The 24677-nt window shown below is 64.1% G+C and carries 24 protein-coding genes and 1 pseudogene; 19 read left to right on the top strand and 6 right to left on the bottom strand.

The annotated features are described in order from the left end of the window. Positions 1-148: 148 nt before the first annotated feature. From RHPLAN_RS30230 to RHPLAN_RS30160, 16 genes and pseudogenes are all read left to right on the top strand, one after another. A complete protein-coding gene (locus RHPLAN_RS30230; RefSeq protein ID WP_068026279.1) occupies positions 149-1138 on the top strand; it encodes an ABC transporter ATP-binding protein in 990 nt (329 codons plus the stop codon). Positions 1139-1143: 5 nt separating this feature from the next. After that, positions 1144-2136: an ABC transporter ATP-binding protein gene (locus RHPLAN_RS30225; RefSeq protein WP_068032063.1), complete on the top strand. Its 993-nt coding sequence runs from the start codon at positions 1144-1146 to the stop codon at positions 2134-2136. Positions 2137-2335: 199 nt separating this feature from the next. Next, positions 2336-3007 carry a TetR-type transcription factor C-terminal domain-containing protein gene (locus RHPLAN_RS30220; protein ID WP_198164566.1) on the top strand — a complete coding sequence of 224 codons (672 nt, stop codon included), beginning with the start codon at positions 2336-2338 and terminating at the stop codon, positions 3005-3007. Between the two features lie 28 nt (positions 3008-3035). After that, a pseudogene (locus tag RHPLAN_RS41075) lies at positions 3036-3128 on the top strand (twin-arginine translocation signal domain-containing protein); the annotation flags it as partial. A gap of 102 nt (positions 3129-3230) precedes the next feature. Beyond that, on the top strand, positions 3231-4679 hold the full coding sequence (locus RHPLAN_RS30215) for an ABC transporter substrate-binding protein (RefSeq protein ID WP_198165110.1): 1449 nt from the start codon (positions 3231-3233) through the stop codon (positions 4677-4679). Between the two features lie 24 nt (positions 4680-4703). Next, positions 4704-5666, top strand: coding sequence for an ABC transporter permease (locus tag RHPLAN_RS30210; RefSeq protein WP_068026271.1), 963 nt, complete (start codon positions 4704-4706; stop codon positions 5664-5666). Positions 5667-5689: 23 nt separating this feature from the next. Continuing rightward, on the top strand, positions 5690-6580 hold the full coding sequence (locus RHPLAN_RS30205) for an ABC transporter permease (protein ID WP_068026269.1): 891 nt from the start codon (positions 5690-5692) through the stop codon (positions 6578-6580). A 15-nt stretch (positions 6581-6595) separates the two neighbouring features. After that, entirely contained in the window at positions 6596-7708 is a 1113-nt protein-coding gene (locus tag RHPLAN_RS30200) for an NAD(P)H-dependent flavin oxidoreductase (protein WP_068026266.1), read from the top strand. A gap of 3 nt (positions 7709-7711) precedes the next feature. After that, positions 7712-8923, top strand: a complete 1212-nt coding sequence (locus RHPLAN_RS30195; protein ID WP_068026263.1) for a CaiB/BaiF CoA transferase family protein — start codon at positions 7712-7714, stop codon at positions 8921-8923. Then, positions 8920-10143: a CaiB/BaiF CoA transferase family protein gene (locus RHPLAN_RS30190; protein ID WP_084245899.1), complete on the top strand. Its 1224-nt coding sequence runs from the start codon at positions 8920-8922 to the stop codon at positions 10141-10143. Before RHPLAN_RS30195 ends, RHPLAN_RS30190 begins: the two co-directional genes overlap by 4 nt. Before the next feature lie 17 nt (positions 10144-10160). Beyond that, positions 10161-11333: an acyl-CoA dehydrogenase family protein gene (locus RHPLAN_RS30185; RefSeq protein ID WP_068026258.1), complete on the top strand. Its 1173-nt coding sequence runs from the start codon at positions 10161-10163 to the stop codon at positions 11331-11333. 13 nt (positions 11334-11346) lie between these two features. After that, positions 11347-12525, top strand: coding sequence for an acyl-CoA dehydrogenase family protein (locus tag RHPLAN_RS30180; protein WP_068026254.1), 1179 nt, complete (start codon positions 11347-11349; stop codon positions 12523-12525). Beyond that, on the top strand, positions 12500-13315 hold the full coding sequence (locus RHPLAN_RS30175) for an enoyl-CoA hydratase/isomerase family protein (protein ID WP_068026250.1): 816 nt from the start codon (positions 12500-12502) through the stop codon (positions 13313-13315). Before RHPLAN_RS30180 ends, RHPLAN_RS30175 begins: the two co-directional genes overlap by 26 nt. 3 nt (positions 13316-13318) lie before the next feature. Then, positions 13319-14284, top strand: a complete 966-nt coding sequence (locus RHPLAN_RS30170; RefSeq protein ID WP_068026247.1) for a RidA family protein — start codon at positions 13319-13321, stop codon at positions 14282-14284. Positions 14285-14292: 8 nt separating this feature from the next. Next, positions 14293-14769: an FAS1-like dehydratase domain-containing protein gene (locus RHPLAN_RS30165; RefSeq protein ID WP_068032060.1), complete on the top strand. Its 477-nt coding sequence runs from the start codon at positions 14293-14295 to the stop codon at positions 14767-14769. Then, a complete protein-coding gene (locus RHPLAN_RS30160; protein WP_068026244.1) occupies positions 14766-15206 on the top strand; it encodes a MaoC family dehydratase in 441 nt (146 codons plus the stop codon). Before RHPLAN_RS30165 ends, RHPLAN_RS30160 begins: the two co-directional genes overlap by 4 nt. Before the next feature lie 2 nt (positions 15207-15208). On the opposite strand, the gene RHPLAN_RS30155 is transcribed toward RHPLAN_RS30160, so the two are convergent. Further along, entirely contained in the window at positions 15209-16240 is a 1032-nt protein-coding gene (locus tag RHPLAN_RS30155) for an alcohol dehydrogenase catalytic domain-containing protein (RefSeq protein WP_068032057.1), read from the bottom strand. A gap of 95 nt (positions 16241-16335) precedes the next feature. Between RHPLAN_RS30155 and RHPLAN_RS30150 the strand changes: the two genes are divergently transcribed. Genes RHPLAN_RS30150 through RHPLAN_RS30140 form a run of 3 tightly spaced genes read left to right on the top strand, consistent with a single transcriptional unit; the run spans position 16336 to position 19882 of the window. Further along, positions 16336-17955: an ABC transporter substrate-binding protein gene (locus RHPLAN_RS30150; protein WP_068026241.1), complete on the top strand. Its 1620-nt coding sequence runs from the start codon at positions 16336-16338 to the stop codon at positions 17953-17955. A gap of 26 nt (positions 17956-17981) precedes the next feature. Beyond that, complete coding sequence (locus RHPLAN_RS40655) at positions 17982-19046, top strand: enoyl-CoA hydratase/isomerase family protein (protein ID WP_237180231.1); 1065 nt, start codon at positions 17982-17984, stop codon at positions 19044-19046. Beyond that, entirely contained in the window at positions 18980-19882 is a 903-nt protein-coding gene (locus RHPLAN_RS30140) for an ABC transporter substrate-binding protein (protein ID WP_237180230.1), read from the top strand. Before RHPLAN_RS40655 ends, RHPLAN_RS30140 begins: the two co-directional genes overlap by 67 nt. A gap of 14 nt (positions 19883-19896) precedes the next feature. On the opposite strand, the gene RHPLAN_RS30135 is transcribed toward RHPLAN_RS30140, so the two are convergent. The 5 genes from RHPLAN_RS30135 to RHPLAN_RS30115 all read right to left on the bottom strand — a co-directional run bounded on the left by RHPLAN_RS30135 (position 19897) and on the right by RHPLAN_RS30115 (position 24640). Further along, entirely contained in the window at positions 19897-20634 is a 738-nt protein-coding gene (locus RHPLAN_RS30135; protein WP_198164565.1) for a maleate cis-trans isomerase family protein, read from the bottom strand. A 62-nt stretch (positions 20635-20696) separates the two neighbouring features. Continuing rightward, positions 20697-21479 carry an ABC transporter ATP-binding protein gene (locus RHPLAN_RS30130; protein ID WP_068026233.1) on the bottom strand — a complete coding sequence of 261 codons (783 nt, stop codon included), beginning with the start codon at positions 21477-21479 and terminating at the stop codon, positions 20697-20699. A gap of 8 nt (positions 21480-21487) precedes the next feature. Further along, positions 21488-22369: an ABC transporter permease gene (locus RHPLAN_RS30125; protein ID WP_068026230.1), complete on the bottom strand. Its 882-nt coding sequence runs from the start codon at positions 22367-22369 to the stop codon at positions 21488-21490. A 30-nt stretch (positions 22370-22399) separates the two neighbouring features. After that, positions 22400-23383: an ABC transporter substrate-binding protein gene (locus RHPLAN_RS30120; protein ID WP_198164564.1), complete on the bottom strand. Its 984-nt coding sequence runs from the start codon at positions 23381-23383 to the stop codon at positions 22400-22402. A 90-nt stretch (positions 23384-23473) separates the two neighbouring features. Next, positions 23474-24640, bottom strand: a complete 1167-nt coding sequence (locus RHPLAN_RS30115) for an acyl-CoA dehydrogenase family protein (RefSeq protein WP_068026226.1) — start codon at positions 24638-24640, stop codon at positions 23474-23476. Between the last annotated feature and the right edge of the window lie 37 nt (positions 24641-24677).

The raw sequence follows: 24677 nt of genomic DNA, 5'->3' as shown, positions 1-24677 counted from the left end.
GAAGCCCGGGACATAGGACGAACTGTCGCGCATAGGCCGCAGACCGCATATCGAGATTGACGTTCTTCGCAGCCGTGGCACGATTTCTGCTAACGGGCATGCGGTCAGGACGATGCAGCCTGGTCGCGCACGCCGGAGCAGGGAATCCATGACCGAACCGTCCGTCGATGCGCCGCTCCTGGACGTCCGTAAGCTTGAGACGCAGTTTGTGACCGATCGAGGTGTCGTGAATGCCGTCGATGGCGTGAGCCTGCAGATCAACGCGGGCGAAACGCTCGGCGTGGTCGGCGAGTCCGGCAGCGGCAAGAGCGTGACCGCGCTCAGCATCATGCGGCTGATCCGGCAGCCGGGCCGCATCGCGGGAGGCGAGATCCGTTACAACGGCGTCAACCTGCTCGACCTCTCAGCCGAAAAGATAAGGGCCATCCGCGGCAAGGAGATCGCAATGATCTTCCAGGAGCCGATGACATCGCTCAATCCGGTTTTCACCATTGGCGAGCAGATCGCGGAATCGATCCGGGAGCACGAACAGCTCAGCCGGCGCGACGCCGCGGACAAAAGCATCGAGATGCTCCGCATCGTTCGCATTCCGAACCCCGAACGCCGCGTGAAGGAGTATCCCCACCTGATGTCCGGCGGCATGCGGCAGCGCGTCATGATCGCGATGGCGCTGTCCTGCAATCCGAAGCTCCTGATCGCCGACGAACCCACCACCGCGCTCGATGTGACCATTCAGGCCCAGATCCTGGACTTGCTGAACGAGCTCAAGGCCCGGTTCAGAATGGCCGTGATGCTGATCACCCACGACATGGGGGTCATCGCCGAAACCGCGCAGCGCGTCGCCGTGATGTATGGCGCCCAGGTGGTGGAAGAGGCTCCGGTGAAAGAACTGTTCGGAAATCCGCGGCATCCCTACACGCAGGGTCTGCTGCGCTCCATTCCGCGCATCGATCGCGCCGCCACCGAGCGGCGACGGCTCGAGCAAATTCCGGGCTCGGTGCCGACGCTGCGGGGCGACATCAAGCCGGGGTGCCGATTCGCGCCGCGCTGCCAATTCGCTGAGCCCAGGCATTTCGAGGAAACGCCGCCGCTGCACGAAGTGGAGCCGGGGCACAAAGTCGCGTGTTTTCTGCGATGAACGCCATGGCGCAATCCCTGCTGCGAGTCCGCAACCTCAAGAAATACTTCCCGATCCGGGGCGGGGTGCTCTCGCGCGAAAGAGCCCAGGTCCATGCGGTCGACGACGTCAGCTTCGACATCGCGGCAGGCGAAACGTTGGGCCTGGTCGGTGAATCGGGTTGCGGCAAGTCGACCATCGCCCGCGTGATCCTGCGGCTGCTCGAGCCCACCTCCGGGGAAATCTGGTTCCGGGAGCAGAACATCACGAATCTCACCGATCGCCCGATGCGGCGTCTCCGCAAGGAGATGCAGATGGTTTTCCAGGATCCGTACTCGTCGCTCAATCCGCGAATGACGGTGAGCGCCACCATCGGAGAGGCTCTGCTGGTCCACGGGCTAGCTCCGAGCCGCAAGGCGCGCGATGACCGGGTGGTCGAACTGCTGGAGACCGTCGGATTGTCGGCGGAGCATCTGCATCGCTACCCCCACGAGTTCTCGGGCGGGCAGCGCCAGCGTATCGGCATCGCGCGGGCGCTTGCCGTCAACCCGATCATGATCGTGTGCGACGAGGCGGTGTCCGCGCTCGATGTGTCGGTGCAGGCGCAGGTCATCAATCTGCTGGAGGATCTGCAGAAGAAGCTCGGGCTGACCTATCTGTTCGTCGCCCATGATCTCTCGGTGGTCGAGCACATCTCGACGCGGGTGGCGGTGATGTATCTGGGCAGGATCGTCGAGCTCGCGCCTGCCAAAGAGCTCTATGGCAACCCCAAGCATCCCTATTCCGAGGCCCTGCTGTCAGCGGTTCCGGTGCCGGACCCGACGGTCGAGCGGAAGCGGATCATCCTGGACGGCGATGTTCCGAGCCCGGTGACCCCGCCGAGCGGCTGCCGTTTCCATACGCGGTGCCCGTTGCGGCAGCCGTCCTGCGCGCGAAACGAGCAGGTGCTGACCGAAGTATCGCCAGGCCATTGGGTCGCTTGCCAGGTGCGGACCGGCGCGGCGGGACCGGCCGTCTGACCGAGGCTGCAGTTCGCAGGATCGCGACATCGCGTCCGAGCAAAATACGCCAAACGGCGTTGACAGCGTCTTACGGCGAAGTGAGAATTGAACACTCGGTCAAAATTTTAAACACCGGTTCAAATCCCGCATGGCACAGGGCAAGGCTCGACCTTCCAGGGCGAAAGGCGGTTCGGGGCGCGGGGCCAAAAAGAAGCCGGTGCGCTGGAACGGCGCGCCCGGACTGAAGGGACAGCGCCGGGAAGCGATCCTGCGGAGCGTCGGCAACGTGTTGCGGAATTCAGGATTGTCGTCGCTGACCATTCAGGACATCGCCAACGAACTTGGGATGACCAAGGGCAATTTGTATTACTACTTCAAGGACAAGCAGGACATTTTGTACCAGTGCCACATGCGTTGCGTGGACGTCAGCCTGCGCGCCTTGAAGCAGGCGGCGAATGCCGGAGGCACGCCAGCCGGGCGGCTGCGAATCCTGCTCACCGGTCACATTCACGGCGTGCTGGATGACGGCTTCGGCAGCATCCTGCAGACCGATCTGGAAAGCTTCTGGCCCGAGCAGCGGAAGCAGTACGTCGCCAAGCGCGACCAGCTGGAGCGCGGCGTGCGCGGCTTGATCGAGGAGGGCGTCCGGGCGGGCGAGTTCGAGTGCGACAACGTCAAGCTGGCCGGCTTCGCCATCCTCGGTGCGATCAACTGGATCCCGAAGTGGTATCGGCCGAACGGTCCGCTTCACGCCGACGAGATCGCGGACGACATGGTGGAATACTTCTTGCGAGGGCTGCGCCGTGACGGCGCTGCGCGGGCCGCACCGCTCCGTCGCGGGCGACGTCACAACGGCACGAACAACGATCATCGGATGCTCATAACCTAGGGGACCTCGCGACTGAGGGGAGTTGGCGATGCGGATACGGCGTCCTTTGGAATGCGGTGCCATCAGCCGGCGTGACGCCCTCAAGACGGCGGGAGGAGCAGTTGCCGCTCTCGCGGCGACACCCCGCTGGGCTGCGGCGCAAACGCCAAAACGCGGCGGCACACTCCGCGTCAGCAACGGCGGCGATCCTCCCGATTTCGACGTCCATCAGTCGGCGACATACTTGACCCAGTTCGTAGGCTCGCCGTGTTACTCGACGCTGCTGCGCGCCGATCCGCACGACTACAACCGTCTCGTCGCGGACCTCGCCGAGAAATGGGACATCTCGGCCGACGGCAAGACGGTCACCTTCCATCTCCACCGCAACGTCGTATTCCACGATGGAACGCCGCTGACGGCCGACGACGTCATCTTCAGCCTCGATCGCATCCGCAAGCCGCCGCGCGGCATCATCAGCCCGCGCAAGGGACTGCTCGGCAACATCGCTTCGATGGAAGCGAGCGATCCGGCGACGGTGGTGATTCACCTTTCGGAGCCGCAGCCCGATTTCCTGTTCATGGTGAGCAATCCCTACAACGTGATCGTGCCGCGGAAGGTCTGCGAACCGCTCGATGCGCAAGGCGTGGGGATGAAGCGGCAGATCGTGGGCACCGGGCCGTTCCGTCTGTCGCAGGCGATCGACGGGCAGATCTACGAGCTGACGCGGTTCGATAAATATTTCGGCGAGCCGGCCTACCTCGACAAGATCCAGTTCTTCCCGATCAAGGGCGAGGTCGAACGCGGCGCGGCGTTGCAAGGCAAGCGGCTCGATGCTGGTTTCTTCTTTCCGAACGAGTCGGTGCTGGCGACGCTGCGCAAGGTTCCCGGCATCACCGAATTGCGCAGACCGACGCCGACATTCGTCAATCTGATCCCGAACGTGCAGCGCAAGCCGTTCGATGACATCCGGGTCCGCGAGGCGCTGTCGCTGGCGATGGACCGCGACGCCTTCATCAAGACCGTCGGGCCGCTCACCGGCGCGTTCTACCACAGCATTGGCCTGATGCCGCCAAACAGCCCGTACAGTTTGAGCGTAGACGAGATCAAGAAGTTCGGCGGTTACGATACATTGCCGGGCCTCGGCGGCAATGTCGCGGCCAACCGGCAAAAGGCGATGGCGTTGCTGGAGCAGGCCGGCGTGCCCAGGGGCTTCAAGATCGTCATCATCACACGCGGCGATCTTCCGGCATTCCGCGATTCCGCCATCAATGTCGCCGCTCAACTCAAGACCGTCGGACTCGACGCCACGGTGGACGTCCGCGACACCGGATCGTTCTACTCGATGGAAACCAAGGGCGACTTCCAACTCGTGGCGCATTCGGTCGCGATGGGCGGCTCGGTGCCGGACCAGATCTTCGGCGAGGGCTACACCAGCTACGGCGGCCGCAACTACGGCAACTGGAAAGACGACGCGCTCGACAATCTTTTCCGTGAGCAGTCCCGGGAGCCAGATCCGCAGAAGCGCGCCGCCCTGATCAAGAAGTTCCAGCTCGAATTCCTGAAAACCTACTACCAGGTCAACCTGGCCTGGGTCGGCTACGGCGCGGCCTATTCCAATTCCGTCAAAGGCTGGATCGCGCTACCCGATATCTACGCCAACATGCAGATGGACAAGGTCTGGCTCGACGCCTGAGCGGCGCGACGCGCAAGAGGGTGAATGTTTAGTTTTGTCGTCCAGCGCCTGGCGACCGGTGTCGTGACCCTGTTCGGGGTCGCAGTGATGGTGTTCGTTATCATGCGCGTGATCCCGGGCGATGCCGCCGTGATGCTGAGCGGTGCCGGCGCCGGCGTGGTGTCGGAGGAAGAACTCGCCCAGGTCCGCAGCAAGATGGGCCTCGACCGGCCGCTGGTCGTCCAGTTCGGCGACTGGGCCGGCCACGTCGCCACGTTCGATCTTGGAACGTCGCTGCGGACCGGCAATCCGGTTGCGCAGGATATCGCGCGACGGTTTCCGTACACGGCGCAGATCGTCGTGATGGCAACCCTGATCGCGGTGTGCCTCGGCATTCCGGCCGGCGTGCTGTCGGCCCGTTATGCGGGGACCTGGATTGATCGCACGTTGCAGGCCGTGAGCATCGGCGGTCTTGCGGCGCCGTCGTTCTGGATCGGACTGATCCTGATCCTGGGGCTCGTTGCGCTCTTTCAGTGGAGCGCGCCGCTGTTCTGGGAACCGTTCTGGGTCAGCCCCGGCAAGAGTCTGGCGCAACTGTTCTGGCCGGCGCTGGCGGTGGGGTTGCGTCAACTGGCGCTGGTCGCGCGCATGACGCGATCGATCATGCTCGAAGTGCTGGGCGAGGATTATATCCGGACCGCGCGCGCCAAGGGCCTGTCCGAATGGAATGTCGTGGTCCGTCATGGGCTGAGCAATGGGCTTCTGCCGGTCGTCACGCTGATCGGTTTTGAATTCTCGGCGTTGTTCGGCGGTTTGATCATCACCGAAGCGGTGTTCAGCGTGCCGGGCCTCGGCCAGTACGTGGTGGCGTCGATCCTCAACCGCGACTATCCGGCAGCCCAAGGCATCGTGCTTGTCCTGGCCGGGATCGTCGTGCTCGGCAATCTCACCGTCGACCTGATTTACGGGTGGCTCGATCCGCGCACCCGGGTGCGGGTGGCACAATGAGTGCGGTGAGCTCCCCACAACTCATGGAAGGCGCTCGCGCAATCCCGGCGGAGCTGCGGCACGAGAGCCGGCTGCTGACGTTGGGTCGCATCAGCCGGCGGCATCCGCTCGGTGTGTTCGGCGCCGTGGTGCTGATCGTGATCGTCGTGCTGGCCGTGGGCGCGCCGTACCTCGCGCCGTACGATCCGGTCGATGGCGACACGGCGGCGCTCTACAGCCCGCCGAGTTCGACCTACTGGCTCGGCACCGACGCATTCGGCCGCGATATCCTGTCCCGCTTGATTTACGGAGCCCGCGTATCGCTGCTGGTTGGGCTCGGCGCCAGCCTGCTCGGTGTCGTGGTCGGCGCTGCCATCGGCATCGTCGCGGGCTATCGCGGCGGCTGGACCGACGCCGTGGCGCAACGCGTCATGGATGCGATGCTGGCATTCCCCATGTTGCTGCTCGCGCTGGCGATGGCGGCGGTGCTCGGGCCGGCGTTGCACAATGTGATCATCGCACTGGCGATGCCGATCATTCCTCGCGCCTCGCGCATCGCGCGCTCCAGTGTGCTCGTGCTCAAGGCCACCATGTTCATCGAGGCAGCCCGCGCCACCGGGTGCAGCAGCACGCGCATCATGCTCCGCCACATCCTGCCGAACACCATGGCGCCGTTGCTGATCATCGCCACGGCCTATCTCGGTCTGGCGGTCGTGCAGGAGGCGGCGCTCGATTATCTCGGCGCCGGCATCCAAGAGCCGGAAGCCTCGTGGGGCTTGATGATGTCCGGTTCCGCCACATCGTTGGCGCTGGTCGCGCCCTGGATCGTTATTTTCCCGGGGCTTGCGATCTTCCTGATGGTTCTGGCGTCGAACCTGCTCGGTGACGCCATTCGCGATCTGCTCGATCCCAAACTGCAACGCGACTTTCCGTGAACGTCGAGACGGCAAATGAGCAAAAGCGTGCTGCATACAAGTCTCTGTGACGATCTGAAGATCGAGTATCCGATCTTTCTCGCCGGCATGGGCGTCAAAGGACATGCCACGCCGCCCGAACTCGTGGCGGCGGTGTGTGAAGCCGGCGGCATGGGAATTCTCGGTTGCTCCTGGCTCGACGGCGATGAGGTCCGCCGCCGCATCCGCAAGGTCCGCAATCTCACCGGTCGGCCGTTCGGCGTGGATTTGCTGCTCCCGGCCAGCATGGCGGCGGCGACGCCGGACCGTGCCGAAATGCGAGCGCGGATCGAGCGCGATCATCCTCAGCACATGGCTTTCTCTCGTTCGCTGGTCGAGAAGTTCGGGCTCAAGCCGGTCATGCCGTCGGCCGGCGTGATGTCGGCGGACTTCATCCGTCGTCAGGTCGACGTCTGTCTGGAGGAGCGGATCGCGGTGTTCGCCGCGGGCCTCGGCGATCCGGCCTGGGTGGTGCCGCTGGCGCATCAGGCCGGCATGAAGGTGCTGGGCCTGGTCGGCAACGTCCGCAACGCCAAGCGGCAGGTGGCCGCCGGCGTGGATTATGTGATCGCGCAGGGTTACGAGGCCGGCGGTCACACCGGGACCGTCGCGAATTTTCCGCTCATCCCAATGGTCGTTGACGCCGTCAGCCCTGTGCCGGTCATCGCTGCCGGCGCGATCGCAGACGGCCGCACGCTTCTCGCGGCGCTGGCGCTCGGAGCGGTGGGCGCCTGGGTCGGCACGGCATTCCTGCTCGCCGAGGAATCTCACCTCTATCCGGCGCACCAGCAGGAGATCATCTGCGGCAGCACCGAGGACTTCGTCATCACGCGCGCCTACACGGGCAAGACGGCGCGCGACTACCGCAACGACGTCATCAAGGCCTGGGATGAATCGGGTCTGCGATCGCTGCCGATGCCGCTCCAGGGCGTGTTGATGGATGACCTCATCGCGGCAGCAGAGGCTGCCGGCCGTCATGAACTGATCAACAATCCCGCCGGACAGATTGCCGGCATGCTCACGCGCAAGCGTCCGGCGCGCGACATTCTGATGTCGATGGTGACGGAAGCCGAAGCGGGGCTGGATCGCCTGGCCGCGATGCGGAGCTAGTTCATGAACGTTGCATCGCAAATTCCCGCTGTCGGGCCGCTTGCCGGGCTTTCTGTCGTCGAGCTCGGCGACGGCACGGCGGGACCGTACGCTGCCAAGCTGCTTGGCGACTTCGGCGCCGAGGTCATCAAGGTGGAGGGACCTGACGGCGATTCCAGCCGGCGTCGCGGACCGTTCCCCGATGGCCGGCCCGATCCCGAGGCAAGCGGGCTGTTTCTCTATCTCAACATCAACAAGCGGGGTGTCGTCCTCGATTGCGCGAGCGCTGATGGACGAAAGGCGCTGGACCGTCTTCTGGCGCCGGCCGACATCTTCGTCACCAATCTTCCGATCGAGCGCCTGCGCGCGGCCGGCCTCATGCCGGCGGAACTCCGGGCCCGATATCCGCGATTGATCGTCACCACGATCACACCGTTTGGAATGAAAGGGCCTTGGGCCAACCGGCGCGGCGACGAACTGGTGACCTATGCAATGGGCGGCATTGCCTACAGCACGCCCGGGATGCCCGACGCCGCGAACGATCTTGAGCACGAGCCGCCGCTGCATCCATCATCCTTCACCGCCGAGACCATCGCTGGTCTGTGCGCCGGCCTCGCGAGCCTGACGGCGCTTCTCGGGCGTGCCAAGACACAGCAGGGATGTCATCTGGATGTGAGCCAGCAGGCCGCGGTAGCGTCCATGCAGCATCGCGACGTCACCACGTATTCCTATTGGGGCGGCACGTACAATCGCCTGCTCAATCCGACAACGATCGGCCGCATGCCGAACTTCTATCTGCCGTGCAAGGACGGCTACGTCACGATCCCGGCTCCGATGGACGTGCATTGGGAGCGTCTGGTCGAGGCCATGGGCAGTCCGGCGTGGGCCGGCACGCCGCAGTTCGCCACCAGCCCGGCGCGCACGGAAAACTGGATCGAGCTGCGCATGCGGTTGATCGACTGGACGATGACGCTGTCGGGCGAGGAACTTTACGGCCTCGCCAACCAGACCCAGCTTCCGATCTTCCAATTCTATCCGGTGCGAAAGCTCGTCCAGTGCGATCAGGTCGCGGCGCGCAACAGCGTGGTCGATATCGAAATCGGCCATCGTCGCGCCAAGATGCCCGGCGCGCCGTTCACCATGCGGGCGACGCCGTGGACGATGCGGCTCCCCGCGCCGCGATTGGGCGAGCATAACGCCATGCTGCTCGATGAGCCGGAGAGGGCCGTGTCATGAGTGCAACGTCCCGGCCGATGCCGCTCGACGGCGTTCGCGTGCTCGATCTCGGGCAGTTCATCGCCATGCCGTTCTGCGCGCTGTGGCTCGCCTGGCTGGGCGCTGAGGTGATCGTCGTGGAGTCGCGCCGGCGGATGACGTCGCGCACGGCCCCGCCGTTCAAGCCAGGTCTCGAGGGCAATCCGGATGGCAGCGGCTACTTCAACCAGATTTGCGCCGCGAAGAAGAGCTGCACGCTCGATATGACCACCGCGGCCGGCCGCGATATCGTTCGGCGTCTGGCCGGCAAGGTCGACGTGATGGTCGACAATTTCTCGACCGGCGTCCTGGAGAAGCTCGGCCTCGGCTACGACGTCATCGGCAAGCTCAATCCCGGCATCGTCATGGTGTCGTGCGGAGCGTTCGGCCGTTCCGGCCCGATGAAGCATGCCAGAGGCCTGCACAGCGCGGTGAATCTGTTCAGCGGCGTTGCCGATGTGACGGGTTATCTCGATGGCGAGCCGAGGATCCTCGGCGGCGTGCTGCCCGATCCGCTGAGCGGCACTTACGGCATGTTCGCTATCATGGCGGCGCTGCATCACCGCAACCAGACAGGGCAGGGCCAGTTCATCGATCTGGCAATGTACGAGGCGATGATGACGCTGATCCCTGAGGCCGTCATCGACGTCACCTTGAACGACGCCGACCCGAAACGGATGGGCAACCGTGACAAGCTCAAGGCGCCCTACGGCATCTATCCGTGCCGCGATGCAGACACCTGGATCGCAATCAGCGTCGACAACGACGAGGAATGGCGTTTGTTGTGTCGTGCGTCGGGACATGCCGAATGGCTCGGCGACCCGCGGTTCGCCAGCGCGGAAGGCCGTGTGACGCATGTCGGCATTCTCGACGCGGCCGTCGAAAGCTGGACGCGGCAGATCGGCGTGAACGAGGCAGTGGACAAGCTCCAGGCGGCCGGCGTGCCGGCAGGGCCGGTGCTGCGCTGCGATCAGCTGATCGACGATCCGCAGCTTCAAGCCCATGGCAGCGTGATCACGATCGATCATCCGACCGCCGGTCCGCACCGGCAGCTCGGTCTGCCGTGGCAGATGGACAGTCTCGGCGTGCAATACAACCACGCGCCGCTGCTCGGCGAACACACCCACGACATTCTCACCGGACTGCTCGGTATTGACGAAGCCGAGTATCAGCGCCTCGAAGCCGGCGGCGTCCTGTCCTAGAGCGAACGAGACACCCGATGGATTTGAAATTCACGGCGGAAGAGGCGGCGTTTCGCGACGAGGTGCGCGCATTCCTTCGGCGCGAGATCACGCCGGCGGTGTGGGAGGCCCATCGCGATCTCGCCGAGCAGGGCATGTGGACCGCCGAGTTCACCAAGGCGTTCCGCCGCAAGCTCGGCGCAGCCGGCTATATCGGCATGGGCTGGCCGAAGGAATACGGTGGTGGCGGCCGCAGCCGTGTCTATCAGGCGATCTTCTGGGACGAGATGGAGTATCACCGCGCGCCGGGTCTCGACCGCGCGATCACCTACATTCCGAACGCGCTTATGGCGCTTGGCTCCGAGGCGCAGAAGGCCGAGTTCCTGCCGCGGATCATCCGCGGCGAGCTGTCCTGGTTCGTCGGTTACAGCGAGCCCGAGGCAGGGTCCGATCTCGCCAACGTCAAGGTGCGTGCGGTCGAAGACGGCGACCATTTCGTCGTCACGGGGCAGAAAGCGTTTTCCAGCGACGCGCACATGGCCGACTACGGCTGGGTGCTGACGCGTAGCGACTCGGCCTCGTCGAAGCATCGCGGGCTTTCCATGTTCATCATCGACATGAAGAGCCCGGGCATCACCATCACCAAATATCCGACGCTCGCCGGGTGGACTCACCATGCGGTGCATTTCGATCAGGTGCGGGTGCCGCGTTCGATGCTGGTCGGCGAGGTCCATCAAGGCTGGAAGACCGTGATGGGGGCGATCGACTTCGAGCGCGCTGCGCTCTCAAGCCCGGGACTGGTCAGCTATCAGTTCGACCGTCTGCTGGCCTGGTGCACGAAGGAGCGCGAGGGCGGGCGGCTGATCGACGATCCGCTGGTGCAGGACGAGCTGGTGCGGCTTGCGATCGAGGCCGAAGGCGCCAAGGTCATGAGCTATTGGCTGGCCTGCCTCCATGCCAAGGGCCTGCGGCCGCAGCACGAGACGTCGCTCGCCCTGCTGGTGAAGCGCGAGACGGCGCGGCGGCTCGACGTGTCCGGGCTGGAACTGCTCGGGCCGTTTGCGCCGCTTCGCCACGGATCGCCATGGGCGCCGCTCGAAGGCGAGGTGGAGGTCGAATACCGGGACCATCTCTATTTCCAGTTCGCGGCCGGTGGCTTCGACATCACCCGCAACGTCGTCGCCACGCGCGGCCTCGGTTTGCCACGCTAGGGCGGGGATCGGCATGGACATCACGATCGACGACGATCAGAAGATGCTGCGCGAGACCGCGATGGCTTTCGCGCAAGAGGCCATGACGGCGGATGCCATCCGTGCGCTCGAAGGCAGCGAGCACGGCTTTGATGCCAAGGTGTGGCGGAAGATGGCGGAGATGGGCTGGGCCGGCGCCGTCTTTCCGGAGGAATACGGCGGTGCCGGAACCGGATTGCTGGAGCTTGCGCTGATCGTCGAGGCGCTGGGTCAAGGCGCAGTGCCGAGTCCGATCTATTCCACGGTGGTCGAGGCGGGCTTACTGCTACTCGACGCCGGATCGCCGGCGCAACGCGACAGCTATCTTCCCCGCATCGCGTCGGGCGAAGCCATTCTCACAACGGCGATCGCCGAGCCGAGCGGCGGTCTTTCGCCCGCCGGCATCCGCACCCGCATCACGCCGGCCGGAAATGGTTTCACGATCAATGGCACCAAACTGTTCGTCCGCGACGCCGGCGCGGCCGAAGCCATCATCTGCCTGGGCCGGACCGGCGACAACGAAACTGACCTCACCTTGCTGGTGGTGCCGCGCGACACCCCGGGCTTGAAAATCCGTCGCCTGCAGGCGGCGGGCGGCGAGGCGCTGTGGGAGGTCGTTTTTGACGACGTCAATGTCGATGCCGACGCTGTCGTCGGCGAGGTGGGTGGCGCGTGGTCGCACGTCGCGCGGCTGTTGCTGCGCGGCGCGGCGATGAAGTCGGCCGAGCTTGTCGGGATCGGTCAGGCCTCGCTCGATCTCACATTGAACTATGCCAAGACCCGCGTGCAGTTCGATCGGCCGATCGGCAGCTTCCAGGGCGTGCACCATCATTGTGCCGAGATGTATCGCGACCTTGAGGTCAGCCGCCTGCTGGCCTGGCAGGCCGCGGCAGCGCTCGGTGACGGGATGGCGGGCGACCGCGAAACCTTCATCGCCAAAGCCAAAACCAGCGAGGCGATACAGGCCGTGACGCGCACCGCGCACCAGATCCACGGTGCCATCGGCTTCTATCGCGATTATCCGCTCGAACTCTACTACCACCGTGCGATCGCGGCCGCGGCGGCCTATGGCGATGCCGGTCATCACCGGCGCGCGCTGGCGCGGATGCTTCGCGAAAATCTTGGCCGTTTCCGAGGGGAAAGCTCCCATGAGCTACCAGTTCATTACGTCTGAACAAGGCGACGACGGCATCGTCGTCGTTACCATCAATGACCCGGACGCGAAGAACGCGGTCAATTGGGTCATGAATCAGGAACTCATCGCCGAGTTCGATCGGATCGACGTCGACATGAAGGCGCGCGTTCTGATCCTGACCGGCTCGGGCCGGATATTCTGCTCGGGCGGCAACATCAAACGAATGACGGCGCAAGGCCGCTCGCTCGAACCGCCCGATCCGACGTTGCGCGAGGAGCTTTACCCGCAAGAGGCGGACATCCGCCGCGTGGTGACAGGGCTTCGCCGCATGTCGAAGCCCGCGATCGCGGCCATCAACGGTCCAGCGGTCGGCTCGGGTCTCGGCATCGCGGCCGGCTGCGACATGCGGATTGCATCGAAGGCCTCGCGGTTTGGCTGGGTGTTCGTCCGCCGCGGCATCGTGCCGGACGACGCGAGCCTCGCGCTGATGCCGCAGATCATCGGTTACGCGCGGGCTTTCGAGTGGGGCGTGACCGGACGCACCATCGACGCCGAGGGCGCGCTAAAGATCGGTTTCGTCAGTGAAGTGGTCGAGCCGGACCAGCTCATGCCGCGCTGTCGCGAACTGGCGCGGGAGATCATCGACAATTGCCCGCCCATCACCGTGCAGGCGTTCAAACTGGCGCTGGCCGAGTCGCTCTATCAGGAGCTCGACACGGCGCTCCGCTTCACCGAGCGGGCGCAGCGGGTGGTGCGTTCGACCAAGGACCACGGCGAGGCCCTCAAGGCCTACGCCGAGAAGCGACCGCCGAAGTGGGAGGGCCGCTAGCCGATGTCGCGCGTGGCGCTTGAGCCCGAACATTATCCGTTTTTCGATTACCGGCGATTCACGTTCTCGCTGGGCATTGCCGCGGCCAATGGCGTGTGGCTGTCGGGAAGCACGGCGGTACGCTTCGATGCGGCCCGTAAGGCCATGGTCGTCGAGGGCGATCTTGTCGACCAGGCACGCGTCATCTTCGAGAAGATGCGACTGACGCTGGAAGCCGGCGGACTTGGCCTGCGCGACATCGTTCGCATCGTTCAGTACGTCACGCCGCGCGCCATTCCGGACCTGCCGCGACTCAAGGCTCTTGTCGCCGATCTGGTGAAGGGCGTTGCGCCGGCCATCAGTGTCATTGTCGTCAAGAGCCTGCTGCGGCCCGAGGCGCTGATCGAGATCGAAGCGGTCGCGAGCCGCGATGGTCGTTCGAAGGTCGAGTATCTCCCGACCGTGAGTGCGTCCGATGCGCCGCGCGCGTGGTCGCGTGCTGACCATGTTTTGATCCGTCGCGGTCTGCGGCGACAGGACGTGTTGCGAGCGATCGAGTTGATGGCGCCCACGGTGGCGGCCGATGGCAATGACGCGAGAGGCACCATCATTCAGGTCACGATGCCGCGCGTCGTCGACGACGGTTGCGGTGTCCAGATCGAGCTGAGTGCCGCGTCCGATCAACACGCCGATGTTCTGTTCGTGAGCGCCGTGGGCGACCCGCGTGCGGGCGACATCGCGGCTCAGTGCCGCGACATCTATGGCAGGCTCGGCGACCAATTGAGCGCAAAGGGCGCCGATCTCGACGCGGTCGTCAAGACGACCGAATTTGTCACGCCCGAGGGTCTCGGCGCCTACCGCGAGACAGCCGCCGTCCGGCGCGACGTGTTCGCGGCACCGTATCCGGCTGCGACCGGTGTCGTCTGCGAGGCGCTGCCGGCGGCCGGGGCTCTGATCGCCGTTGAAGCTGTCGCGGTCAGGTCGCCATGAGCTCGTACATGACCGACGAACTCAAGAGCTGGATCGGACGGGAGGTGTCCTACACCGCGCCCGAAGAGCTGGGCGCCGCCTCGATCCGTTACTTTGCCCTCGCGATTGGCGACGAAAATCCGCTGTTCCATGACGGAGCCTATGCGCGAACCACCAGCCACGGCGCGACCATCGCGCCGCCGACCTTGGTGTGCGAAACCAACCAGTTTTTCCGCAATCCGCCCGATGAAAACGGCTACATCGGCCATCACTGGCCGCTGCCGCTGCCGAGCAGCCGGTTCATTCGCGGCGGCAACGAATACGAATTTCACCAGCCGGTGCGCGCCGACGATCGCATCACGATGACGTGGCGTCTCGCGGATATATACGAACGGCAGACCAGCAGCGCCGGCACGATGATCTTCGTCGTGTCCGAGGCGCGGTACACCAACCAGCGCGGCGAGTTGCTCGCCGTGAACCGCGAAACCAACATCCATAAGCCATGACCGCGTTCCGCTCACGACGTTATGAGGATGTGGCGGTTGGCGAAGCGCTGCCGCCGCTGGATTTCGACGTCACGCTGACGTCGCTGGTGATGTATGCCGGCGCGACCTGGGATTTCCATCGCTATCATTACGATCCGGCATTCGTGGCGAAGCTCGGAATGCCGGCGCCGTTCATGGACGGGCAGATGGTCGGCGCCTTGATGGCGCGCCAACTCATGCAATGGGGCGGCGGTGACGCCTTTGTGCGGAAGCTCAGCTACCGGCAGCGGGGCACGGTTTACGCAGGCGACAGCATCGTTTTTCGCGGCGCCGTGTCGGGAAAGACCAACGAAAACAATCGCGCACTGGTGACCTGCACGCTTTCGGTCAGCAAGGCGGACGGCACCGAGGTCGTGCGCGGCGCAGCCGCGACAATCGAGCTGGGGTGCCGATCGTGAGGTTACGGAACCAGCACAACACGGCCGACAACGGCGTTGTCCTCCACCAGGCGGTGTGCAGCGGCGGCCTCGGCGAGCGGCATCGTGCGCTCGACCAGCGGGCGGACCGCGCCGGAGGCCACCAGCCGCAACGCCATCTCGAGCTGCCGGCGCGATGTGCTGACCGCGCTGCGGATTTCGAGGCCGCGCCGGTAAATCTGCGCCATGTCCAACTCGACCGCCGTTCCGGTGACTTCTCCGACCAGGATGATGCGACCGCCGGGGACCACCGAACGCCGCACCTCGTGAAAAACGGCACCGCCAACCGTATCGACCGTGACATCGACGCCGCGACCGCCCGTCGCGGCGCGCACGCCTTTGGCAAAATTGCCGTCAACTGCGACAACGACGGTATGGGCGCCGGCCTCTTCGAGCGCGCGCACCTTGGACTGCGACCGCGTCGAGGCAATTACGGTGGCGCCGACGGCGCGCGCAATCTGCACGGCATGCATACCGAGTCCGCCGGCCCCGGTGATGAGCACGCGTTCGCCCGGCTGCACCTTGCCGGTATCGCACACCGCATTGAACGCCGTTCCGACTGGGCAGCCGACGATTGCGCCATGAGCGAAGTCAACATTGTCGGGCAAGCGAGCGAGGTTGTCGTCGTTGATCAGGACGTATTCGGCGTAGCCGCCGGAAGCCTCCTGGCCGAGAAAGCGCAAGTCCGGACACAGCGTCTCGCGGTCGGTCCGGCACATCGAGCAGCAGCCGCACACGAATTCACGCTGCGTGGAGCACACGCGCTGTCCGACTTGCAGGCCTCGCGCTTCAGGACCAAGCGCCACAACCTCGCCTGCAATCTCGTGACCCAGCACCAGCGGGCTCGCGAGGCCGCGGTGGCCTGGTCCTTGCCTGACGAGAATGTCACGCCGGCACACGCCGCAGGCGCGCACACGAACCAGAACCTGATGCCCCTTTGGCGCGGGAGGCGCGTCGATATCGCGATAGACCAGAACGTCGGGAGCGCCGTGCCCCTCGGTCACAATGGCTTTCATGGTGTTGGGCATGTGGCTTGGTGTTTCGGTGCCATGGGTTTCGACACATGATCTAGCAGAATGATGGCGGCAATCCACAGCGGAGATTGCAGACAATGACGAGTCATCTGAACAGGCGTGCGGTCCTCAAAGCCGGCGGCGCGTTGACAGCCACCATGATGGCGCCAGGCGTTGGCCAGGCGCAGACGCCGAAACGCGGCGGCACGCTGCGTGTCAGCAACGGCGGCGATCCGCCGGACCTCGATGTCCATCAGACCGTCACGTATCTCACGCAATTCGTCGGCGCGCCGTGCTATTCGACGCTGTTGCGGATCGACAGCCAGGACTACAACCGGCTGCAGCCCGACCTTGCCGAGACATGGGACGTCTCGGCCGATGGCAAGATCGTCACCTTCCGGCTTCGCCGCGGTGTGGTCTTCCACAACGGGATGCCGATGACGGCGGACGATGTGGTCTACAGCCTCAATCGCATCCGCAAGCCGCCAAGCGGCATCATCAGCCCGCGCAAAGGCCAGCTTGGCAACATCGCCGACATTGAGACGCCGGATGCCCACACCGTCGTCATTCGCCTGACGGAGCCGCAGGCCGATTTTCCGTTCCTGGTCAGCAATCCGTTCAACGTCATTTATTGCAGGAAGGTTGCCGAACCTCTCGATGTCCAAGGGACCGGGATGAAACGGCAGATCGTCGGCACGGGTCCTTTCCGTTTGACGCAGGCGATCGACGGCCAGATCTATGAGTTGTCGCGGTTCGATCAATATTTTGGCGCGAAGGCCTATCTCGACAAGATCCAATTCTTTCCGATCAAGGGCGAGATCGAGCGCGGCGTGGCCTTACAGGGAAAGCGCATCGACGCCTGCTATTTCCTTCCAAGCGAATCCGTATCGGCAACGCTACGTCGTGTTCCTGGAATGGCGGAGCTGCGGCGGCCGACGCCGACATCGATCAATCTCATTCCGAACATTCAGGTCAAACCCTTCGATGATGTTCGTGTGCGCGAGGCGTTGTCTTTGGCGATCGATCGCCAGGCCTTCATCAAGACGGTCGGCCCGTTGGCCGGTGCGTCGTTTCACAGCCTGGGTCTGATGCCGCCCGACAGCGTCTACAGCCTCTCCCCGGAGGATATGAAGACCTTCGGCGGTTACGACACGCTGCCCGGTCTTGGCGGAGATATCGCGGCCAATCGCCGGAAGGCGATGGCGTTGCTGGAGCAGGCCGGGGTGCCCAAGGGCTTCAAGATCGTGATGCCGGCGCGCAGCGACGTGCCGGCATTCCGTGACGCTTCGATCAATGTCGCGGCCCAGCTCAAGACCATCGGGCTCGACGTGAATGTCGACATTCGCGACGCCGGCGCATTCTTCGCCCAAGAGAGCAAAGGTGATTTCCAACTGCTGATCCACTCGCTCGGCCTGAGCGGAACCTTACCGGATCAGATCCTCGGTGAAGGCTATACGAGCTTCGGTGGCCGGAACTATGGCCACTGGAAGGACGATGCGATCGACGGCCTTTACCGGCAGCAGTCCCGGGAATCCGATCCGAAGAAGCGGGCGGCGACGATCCGAGAATTCCAGATGACGTTCCTGCGCACCTACTATCACGTCAACCTGGCCTGGGTCGGCTACGGCGCGGCGTTCTGGAGCGCGGTGAAAGGCTGGGTGGCGCAGCCCGACATCTATGTGAACATGCAGATGGACAAGGTCTGGCTGGACACCTGATCGCGTCGAGAACCTGGGAAGTGGTGATGGCGATGGCAAACGAGGTGCTCTACGAGATCGAAGGCGAGATCGTCGTCATCACGTTGAACCGCCCGGACAAGCGCAACGCTCTCAACGCCGCGATGCGGGAAGGGCTCTGGGAGGCCTGGCGCAATTTCGAGAGCGATCCGCGTTTGCGCGTCGCGATCCTCACCGGCGCCGGCGACAAGGCGTTCTGCGCCGGCATCGATCTGATCGAGTTCACCGAAACCAAACTCGGTGTGCCGCCGCCGAATTTCCTCCCGGTGATCGGTCAGAACATCAAGGTGAGCAAGCCCGTGATCGCCGCCGTCAACGGCGGGGCATATGCCGGCGGCTGGCGGCTGGTGCAGATGTGCGACCTGTGCGTCGCGAGCGAGACCGCGCGGTTCGCCATCACCGAGGCGAGGGTGGGGCGCGGGGTGCCGTGGGCGGCGCCGCTCATTCACATGATTCCGCAAAGGGTCATGGTCGAGCTGCTGATGACCGCCAACCCGATTTCGGCACAGCGCGGCTATGAACTCGGTTTCGTCAATCACGTCGTTGCGCCGGGCGACGTCATGGCCAAGGCGCGAGCGCTGGCCAACGACATTCTGGCGGGCTCGCCGCTCTTCATGCGGGCCGTCAAGGAGATGGTGGCGATGTCGACCGAGGTCGGCAATTCGGAAGCCATCCGCAACGCGGATCGGATTTCGAGCCTGTGTATCAGAGCGAAGACGCGATCGAGGGGCCGCTGGCGTTTCGCGAGAAGCGCAAGCCGGTCTGGCGTGGGCGGTAAAAAGGGGGATTTGCAATGTCGGACGAGCACGAGTTCTCCACACGTCGCGGCCTGTCGCGCCGCACGCTGTTGCAATCCGGCGCTGGCGCCATGCTGCTCAACCGGGTCGGCGCGTCGCGGGCGCAGGACCGCTCGCTGGTCGCGGTCACGCCCGGCGTGGCGATGCCGGACCCGGCCAAGGCACTGCTTGAGCGCAAAACAGGGATCAGAATCGAACAGATCCCCTACGTGTCGCCGACCGACTCGGTCGCCAAGCTGTTCGCGCCGGGCGGAACGTCCCGGTTCGATTTCATGATCACCAACATGTACTTCGTCCAGGTGCCGTTGATGGGCGCCAAATCCGGCGACGAGAGGATGCGCCCCTTCGACATGTCGAAGATGACGAACGTGGGCGACATGATCGATCTCTTCAAGACGCAGATGCAGGGGCAGATGCGCGATGGAAAGACGTTCATGGTCCCGGTGTATTGGGGCTATGACACGGCGATCTTCCGCACAGACAAGATTCCGGAGGACGATCCGGCAACCAAGTCGTGGGCGATACTGTATGACGATCGCTACGCGGGCCGGGTGGCGTTGCGCGACGATGCCTACCAGTGCATCATGACGGCGGCGCTCGCGCTGGGTCACAAGGAACCGACCACGATGCCGTTGTCGGACCTGAACGAGGTCAAGAAGTTCCTCATTTCGAAGAAAAAGAACTTCCGCGCGCTTTGGACCAAATTCGGCGAAGCCGTCAACCTGATATCGAGCGGCGAAGTCGCGCTGATGTATGGCTGGATGCCGATGCGTGCGGCGCTGCTGCGGGAGGGCATTCCGGTGGCAAGCGCGCGGCCCAAGGAAGGCCTGCTGTTCTGGACTCACGCAGCATTCATTCCGAAGGACTCGAGCAAGGCGGCTCTCGCGATGGAGGTCGCCAACACGATGCTGTCCGAGGAATACAGCGTGGCTTTGACGAATGCCTCCAACTACGGCCCGATCTCGTCCAAGGCCATGGCTTCGTATTCGCCCGCAGACCAAAAGCGCCTCGGCCTTGACGTGACCGACGGCAAGACGGCTCTGCTGCCGGAGTTCTGGCCGGACGAGATGAGCGCCTGGATCGAGGCCTGGGCCGCCTTCAAGTCGGCCTGACGAGACGGTATCCGCTAGAATTCCTCGAGGATGCGGCCGTAGCCGAACACGCGGTCCTGAACACCGCACGTGCGGAGCGCTCGCCAGTACGACACCACGTTGAGACACAGAACCGGCTTTCCGAACCATCGCTCGGCTTCGGCCGCGGTGGTCGCATTGGCGAGATTCGTGCCGACCTGCAGGATCGCGTCGACATTGTCGCCATTCAAATCCTGCAGGTGGGTGCGCGCGGTCTCTGGAGGCACTTCGGCAATGGCCCACGGACTCGCGCATTTGAGGCCGACGAGCTTGACGACTTCAAAGCCTGCCTCAGTCAGATAAGTCCGCACGATCTCGTCGCCCGAAGGCTGATGCGGCGTCAGCACGGAAATCCTCTTGGCGCCGAAAGACTTCAGCGCAGCCACGGCCGCCGTCGAGCCGATGGTTGCACTGACGCCGGCCTTGCCGGCCAGGGTCTTTTGGAATTCCTCGGCGCCTTTGACGCCGCCCTGGAATGCCTCGATGGCGATGCCGAAAATGAGATGGTCCGGGCGGCAGGTCATGAGCTGCTCGATGGCATCGTCCATGCCCGCCTGCATCGCGCGCAGATGCTCGGCGAAGCCTTTTTCCGAAATCGTCGTGGTCTTCAGGGTCGACCGGCCGACGTGATTGGTCACGCCGCGCGGCTTCAGCATCTCGCATTCCGGCTGAACGATGGTGTTTGTGCTCGGCACGATGATGCCGATTTTCTTACGGTTGCCGAGAATGTCCAAGACGGGTCTCCTGCTGTTGCTACGAATGAAAAGAGGCGCGGTTGTTCTTGTCTGGCGGCGTGTCAGCGCGGAGCCGTCGGTGGAGCGGCCGTCCCTTTGACGTTCATCTCTTCCATGATCTGCGCCTTGTACGACATGAACTGCGGGCCGGTCAGGCTCTCGATCGAGCGCGGCCGATCCAGCGAGATCGGGATGGTTTTGGCAATGCGGCCCGGCCGCGCCGACATGATGAGGATGCGATCGGCCAGCAGGATCGCCTCGTCGATATCGTGCGTCACGAACAGGACAGAGACGCGCTGCGATTGCCAGACATCGAGGAGCAACTGCTGCATCTGCAGCCGGGTCTGGGCATCGAGCGCGCCGAATGGCTCATCCATCAGCAATGCACGCGGCTGCATGACCAGAACGCGCGCCAGGCCGACGCGCTGCCGCATGCCCCCGGAAAGCTGCACCGGCAGGGAGTCCGAGAAGGAATCGAGGCCGACCAGCCGCAACATCTCGCGGGCGCGCGGCTCGAACGTCGAGCGCGGTATTCCCTGTGCTTCAGGCCCGAATATCGCGTTCTTCCAGACGCTGAGCCATGGAAACAGCGCCGCCTCCTGAAACACGACGCCGCGGTCGGGACCGGGACTGGTGACGGGCGCTCCGTCGATCGTCACGGTGCCCTCGCTCGGCCGTTCGAACCCGGCCAGGATGTTGAGCACCGTCGACTTGCCGCAGCCCGAAGGGCCGAGCAGCGCGACGAACTCGCCCTCGTTCACCGTGAACGTGACGTCCTGCAATGCATCGACGATGCGAGTGCCGCGAAACGTCTTGCCGACATGATCGAAGCTGACCTTGGCCATCGTGTGCGTCAGTTCTGAAAGGATTGAAGCCGGCGCCAGCCGAGAACCCAGCTTTCCAGCGCAAGGATCAGACGGTCGCTCAGGAATCCGAGCGCGCCGATCGACACCATGTCGGCGATCACGACGTCCATGCGCCCGACGTAGTAGGCGTCCCAGAGCACGTAGCCGAGTCCGGATTTGACCGCGACCATCTCCGATACGATCACGGCGGTCCAACCGATGCCCAAGCCGACGCGCAGCCCGGTGAAGATCGAGGGCAGCGACGCGGGCAGCACGACGCGGCGCAGCACGGTCATGCGCCGCGCTCCCATCATCAAAGCGGCGCGAACAAGGTTTCGCTCGACGTCGCGCGCGCCCTGGCTGGCATTCACGACGATCGGATAGAACGCGCCGAGCGCGATGAGGAAGACCGAGCCGATGTCCTGGATTCCGAACAGAGCGATCGAGAACGGCAGCCACGCGGTGATCGGGATCGGCCGCAGCACCTGCACCGTGGGGTCAAGGGCGCCGGCCGCAAGCCTGTTCCAGCCGATCAGAATCCCGACCGGAATGCCGACCACGATGGCGACGGCAAATCCTTGCGCGACGCGCTGAGCGGAAAACAGGACATTCGAGACCCACGTTCCGCTGTAGGGGTTGAGGCCAAGACCGGATTGGCCAAACGCCCATTTGTACCAGGCCGTCCAGACCCGATCCGGGGTCGGGAGCACGCCGCCAAAAAGCGATCCACCGCTGCCGGCACATTGCCACAGCGCGATCACGGCAACCGGAAGCCCAATCGCAAGCAAAGCGGTGCGCACGCCGCGCCATATCGACGGAACGATGGATCGCTCGGCCGGTGCGGGCCGCTGCGGGTTGACGGCCCGGTTGTGCGCAGGAACGACGCTCATGCGGCGTGCTTCCCGATGAGTGGAACGCGATTACTTCATGGCCTGAGTGACCAACGAGCCGTCCCAATAGTTGGCGATCTGCCCGGACACATCGTTGGGGATCACGCCGAGATCGGCGAAGGCCTTGGCTTGCCGCTTGATCTGATCGACGGACACGACCTCGCCGAGCTTGATCACCTTGGTGGCCTCGGCCGAGAGCTTCGGTTCGATGCCGGTGAACTCGGCATAGGATTTGGTGAACTTCTCGGGGTTCTTGCTCATGTCCTCCTGGGCGCTCAGATAGGCCCAGACGAAACGCTCAATCGCGCCGCGCTTTTTCTCCAGGGCATCCTTGGATGCGGCGATGATGCCAAGCTCGGCGCCGACCGCTTTGGACTGCCCGTACTCCAGGTTTTTCGCGAAGAAACCGTAGCCTTCCAAAACGGGCGTCGACTCGAACGGTTCCCAGGTGACGATGGCGTCAACGTCGCCCTTCTTCAGCGCCTGATCGAAGTTCGCGCCGCCGCCCTGGATGTTGACCGCCTGGAAGCTGTTGTAGGGAATGTTCTTCTCGACCAGCGTGGCCGCGAACTGGAACCAGACCGCGGATCCTGGCGCGATGGCGATCTTCTTTCCCTTGATATCGTCCCACGAGTCGAGTTTTACGCCGTTGCGTCCGATCACATACTTGGGCGACGAGCCGACGCCCATCAGGCCTATGGCGCTGGTCGAGCCTTGGGACAGAGCGATGGCGAGATCGGCCGGTCCGATCGATGCCACATCGAGCGAGCCGGCGAGAAGAGCGGTGCGTGCGTCGGCGTAGCGGACGAACTCGACCATCTTGGCTTCGACGCCGAGTTTTTTCAGTTGCTCGGTCACCTGCACCATGGGCGCAAGATGCCCGACCTTCTGATACCCAACCGTGATCTGCACGGGCGGGGAGATGGGCGCGGGCTCGGGGCCGACCGCAAAAGCATGGCCCGGCAGCATTGCGACAGCAGCAGCAAGCGCGAGAGTAATCCTAGCAAGTCTCATACGCGTTCTCCTTCGCAAGGGTGTTTCGATGCAATTCAAAGGCCGCAGCGTCTTGCTCCGACGATAGCATTCCCAGGGCGTGCGCGCGCATCAATACGAGCGAGGCATTCCGAGGACATGCTCGCCGACATAAGCGAGGATCAGATTGGTCGAGATGGGCGCGACCTGGTAGAGCCGGGTCTCGCGGAATTTCCGTTCGATGTCGTATTCGGCGGCGAAGCCGAAGCCGCCGTGTGTCTGAAGGCACGCATTGGCCGCCTGCCACGAGGCGTCCGCCGCGAGCAGCTTGGCCATGTTGGCTTCGGCCCCGCAGGGCTTCCCGGCGTCGTGAAGCTGTGCCGCCTTGAAGCGCATGAGGCTCGCCGCTTCGACATTGATAAAGGCCTGGGCGATCGGGAACTGAATTCCCTGGTTCTGGCCGATCGGCCTGTCGAACACCGTACGGCTTCCGGAGTAGCGGACCGCCCGGTCCGTGAACCAGTAGCCGTCGCCAATGCACTCCGCCGCGATCAATGTCCGTTCGGCGTTGAGACCTTCGAGGATGTAGCGAAAACCGCGGCCCTCTTCGCCGATCAGGTTCTCCGCCGGGATTTCCAGGTTGTCGAAGAAAACCTCGTTGGTCTCGTGGTTCACCATGTTCGAGATCGGCTTGACGACCATGCCGGCCTTCATCGCCGCAGCGACTTCGACGACGAACACCGACAGCCCATCGACCTTTTTGCTGACCTGGTCGGCCGGCGTGGTCCGCGCCAGCAGGATCATCAGATCTGAATGCTGCAGCCGCGAGGTCCAGACCTTCTGGCCGTTGACGACATAACGGTCCCCACGCCGGACGGCGGTCGTTTTCAGTCTGGTGGTGTCGGATCCGGTCGTGGGCTCCGTCACCGCCATTGACTGCATGCGCAGTTCGCCGGTGGCGATCTTGGGCAGATAGCGTTGCTTCTGCTCTTCCGAGCCCGCCCGCAGCAGTGTCGACATGTTGTACATCTGGCCGTGACAGGCGCCGGAATTGCCGCCGGAGCGGTTGATCTCCTCCATGATGACCGAGGCTTCGACGAGCCCGAGGCCCGAGCCGCCGTACTCGGTCGGGATCAATGCGGCGAGCCAGCCGGCCGCCGTGAGCGCATTCACGAAGTCTTCGGGGTAGCCGCGCTTTTCGTCGATCCGCCGCCAATATTCGTTCGGAAAACGCGAACACAAGTCGGAGACGGCGTCGCGGAGGTCTTGATGGTCGTCGACTCTGGATGGGCTTTGCATGAGCCACACTACGGCGGCGCAGCGAAGCATCGGAATT

It is taken from the genome of Rhodoplanes sp. Z2-YC6860 (assembly GCF_001579845.1).
Lineage (GTDB): Bacteria > Pseudomonadota > Alphaproteobacteria > Rhizobiales > Xanthobacteraceae > Z2-YC6860.
Note: the sequence above shows the minus strand (reverse complement) of the source record. Positions and strands in the feature narration are given on the sequence as shown.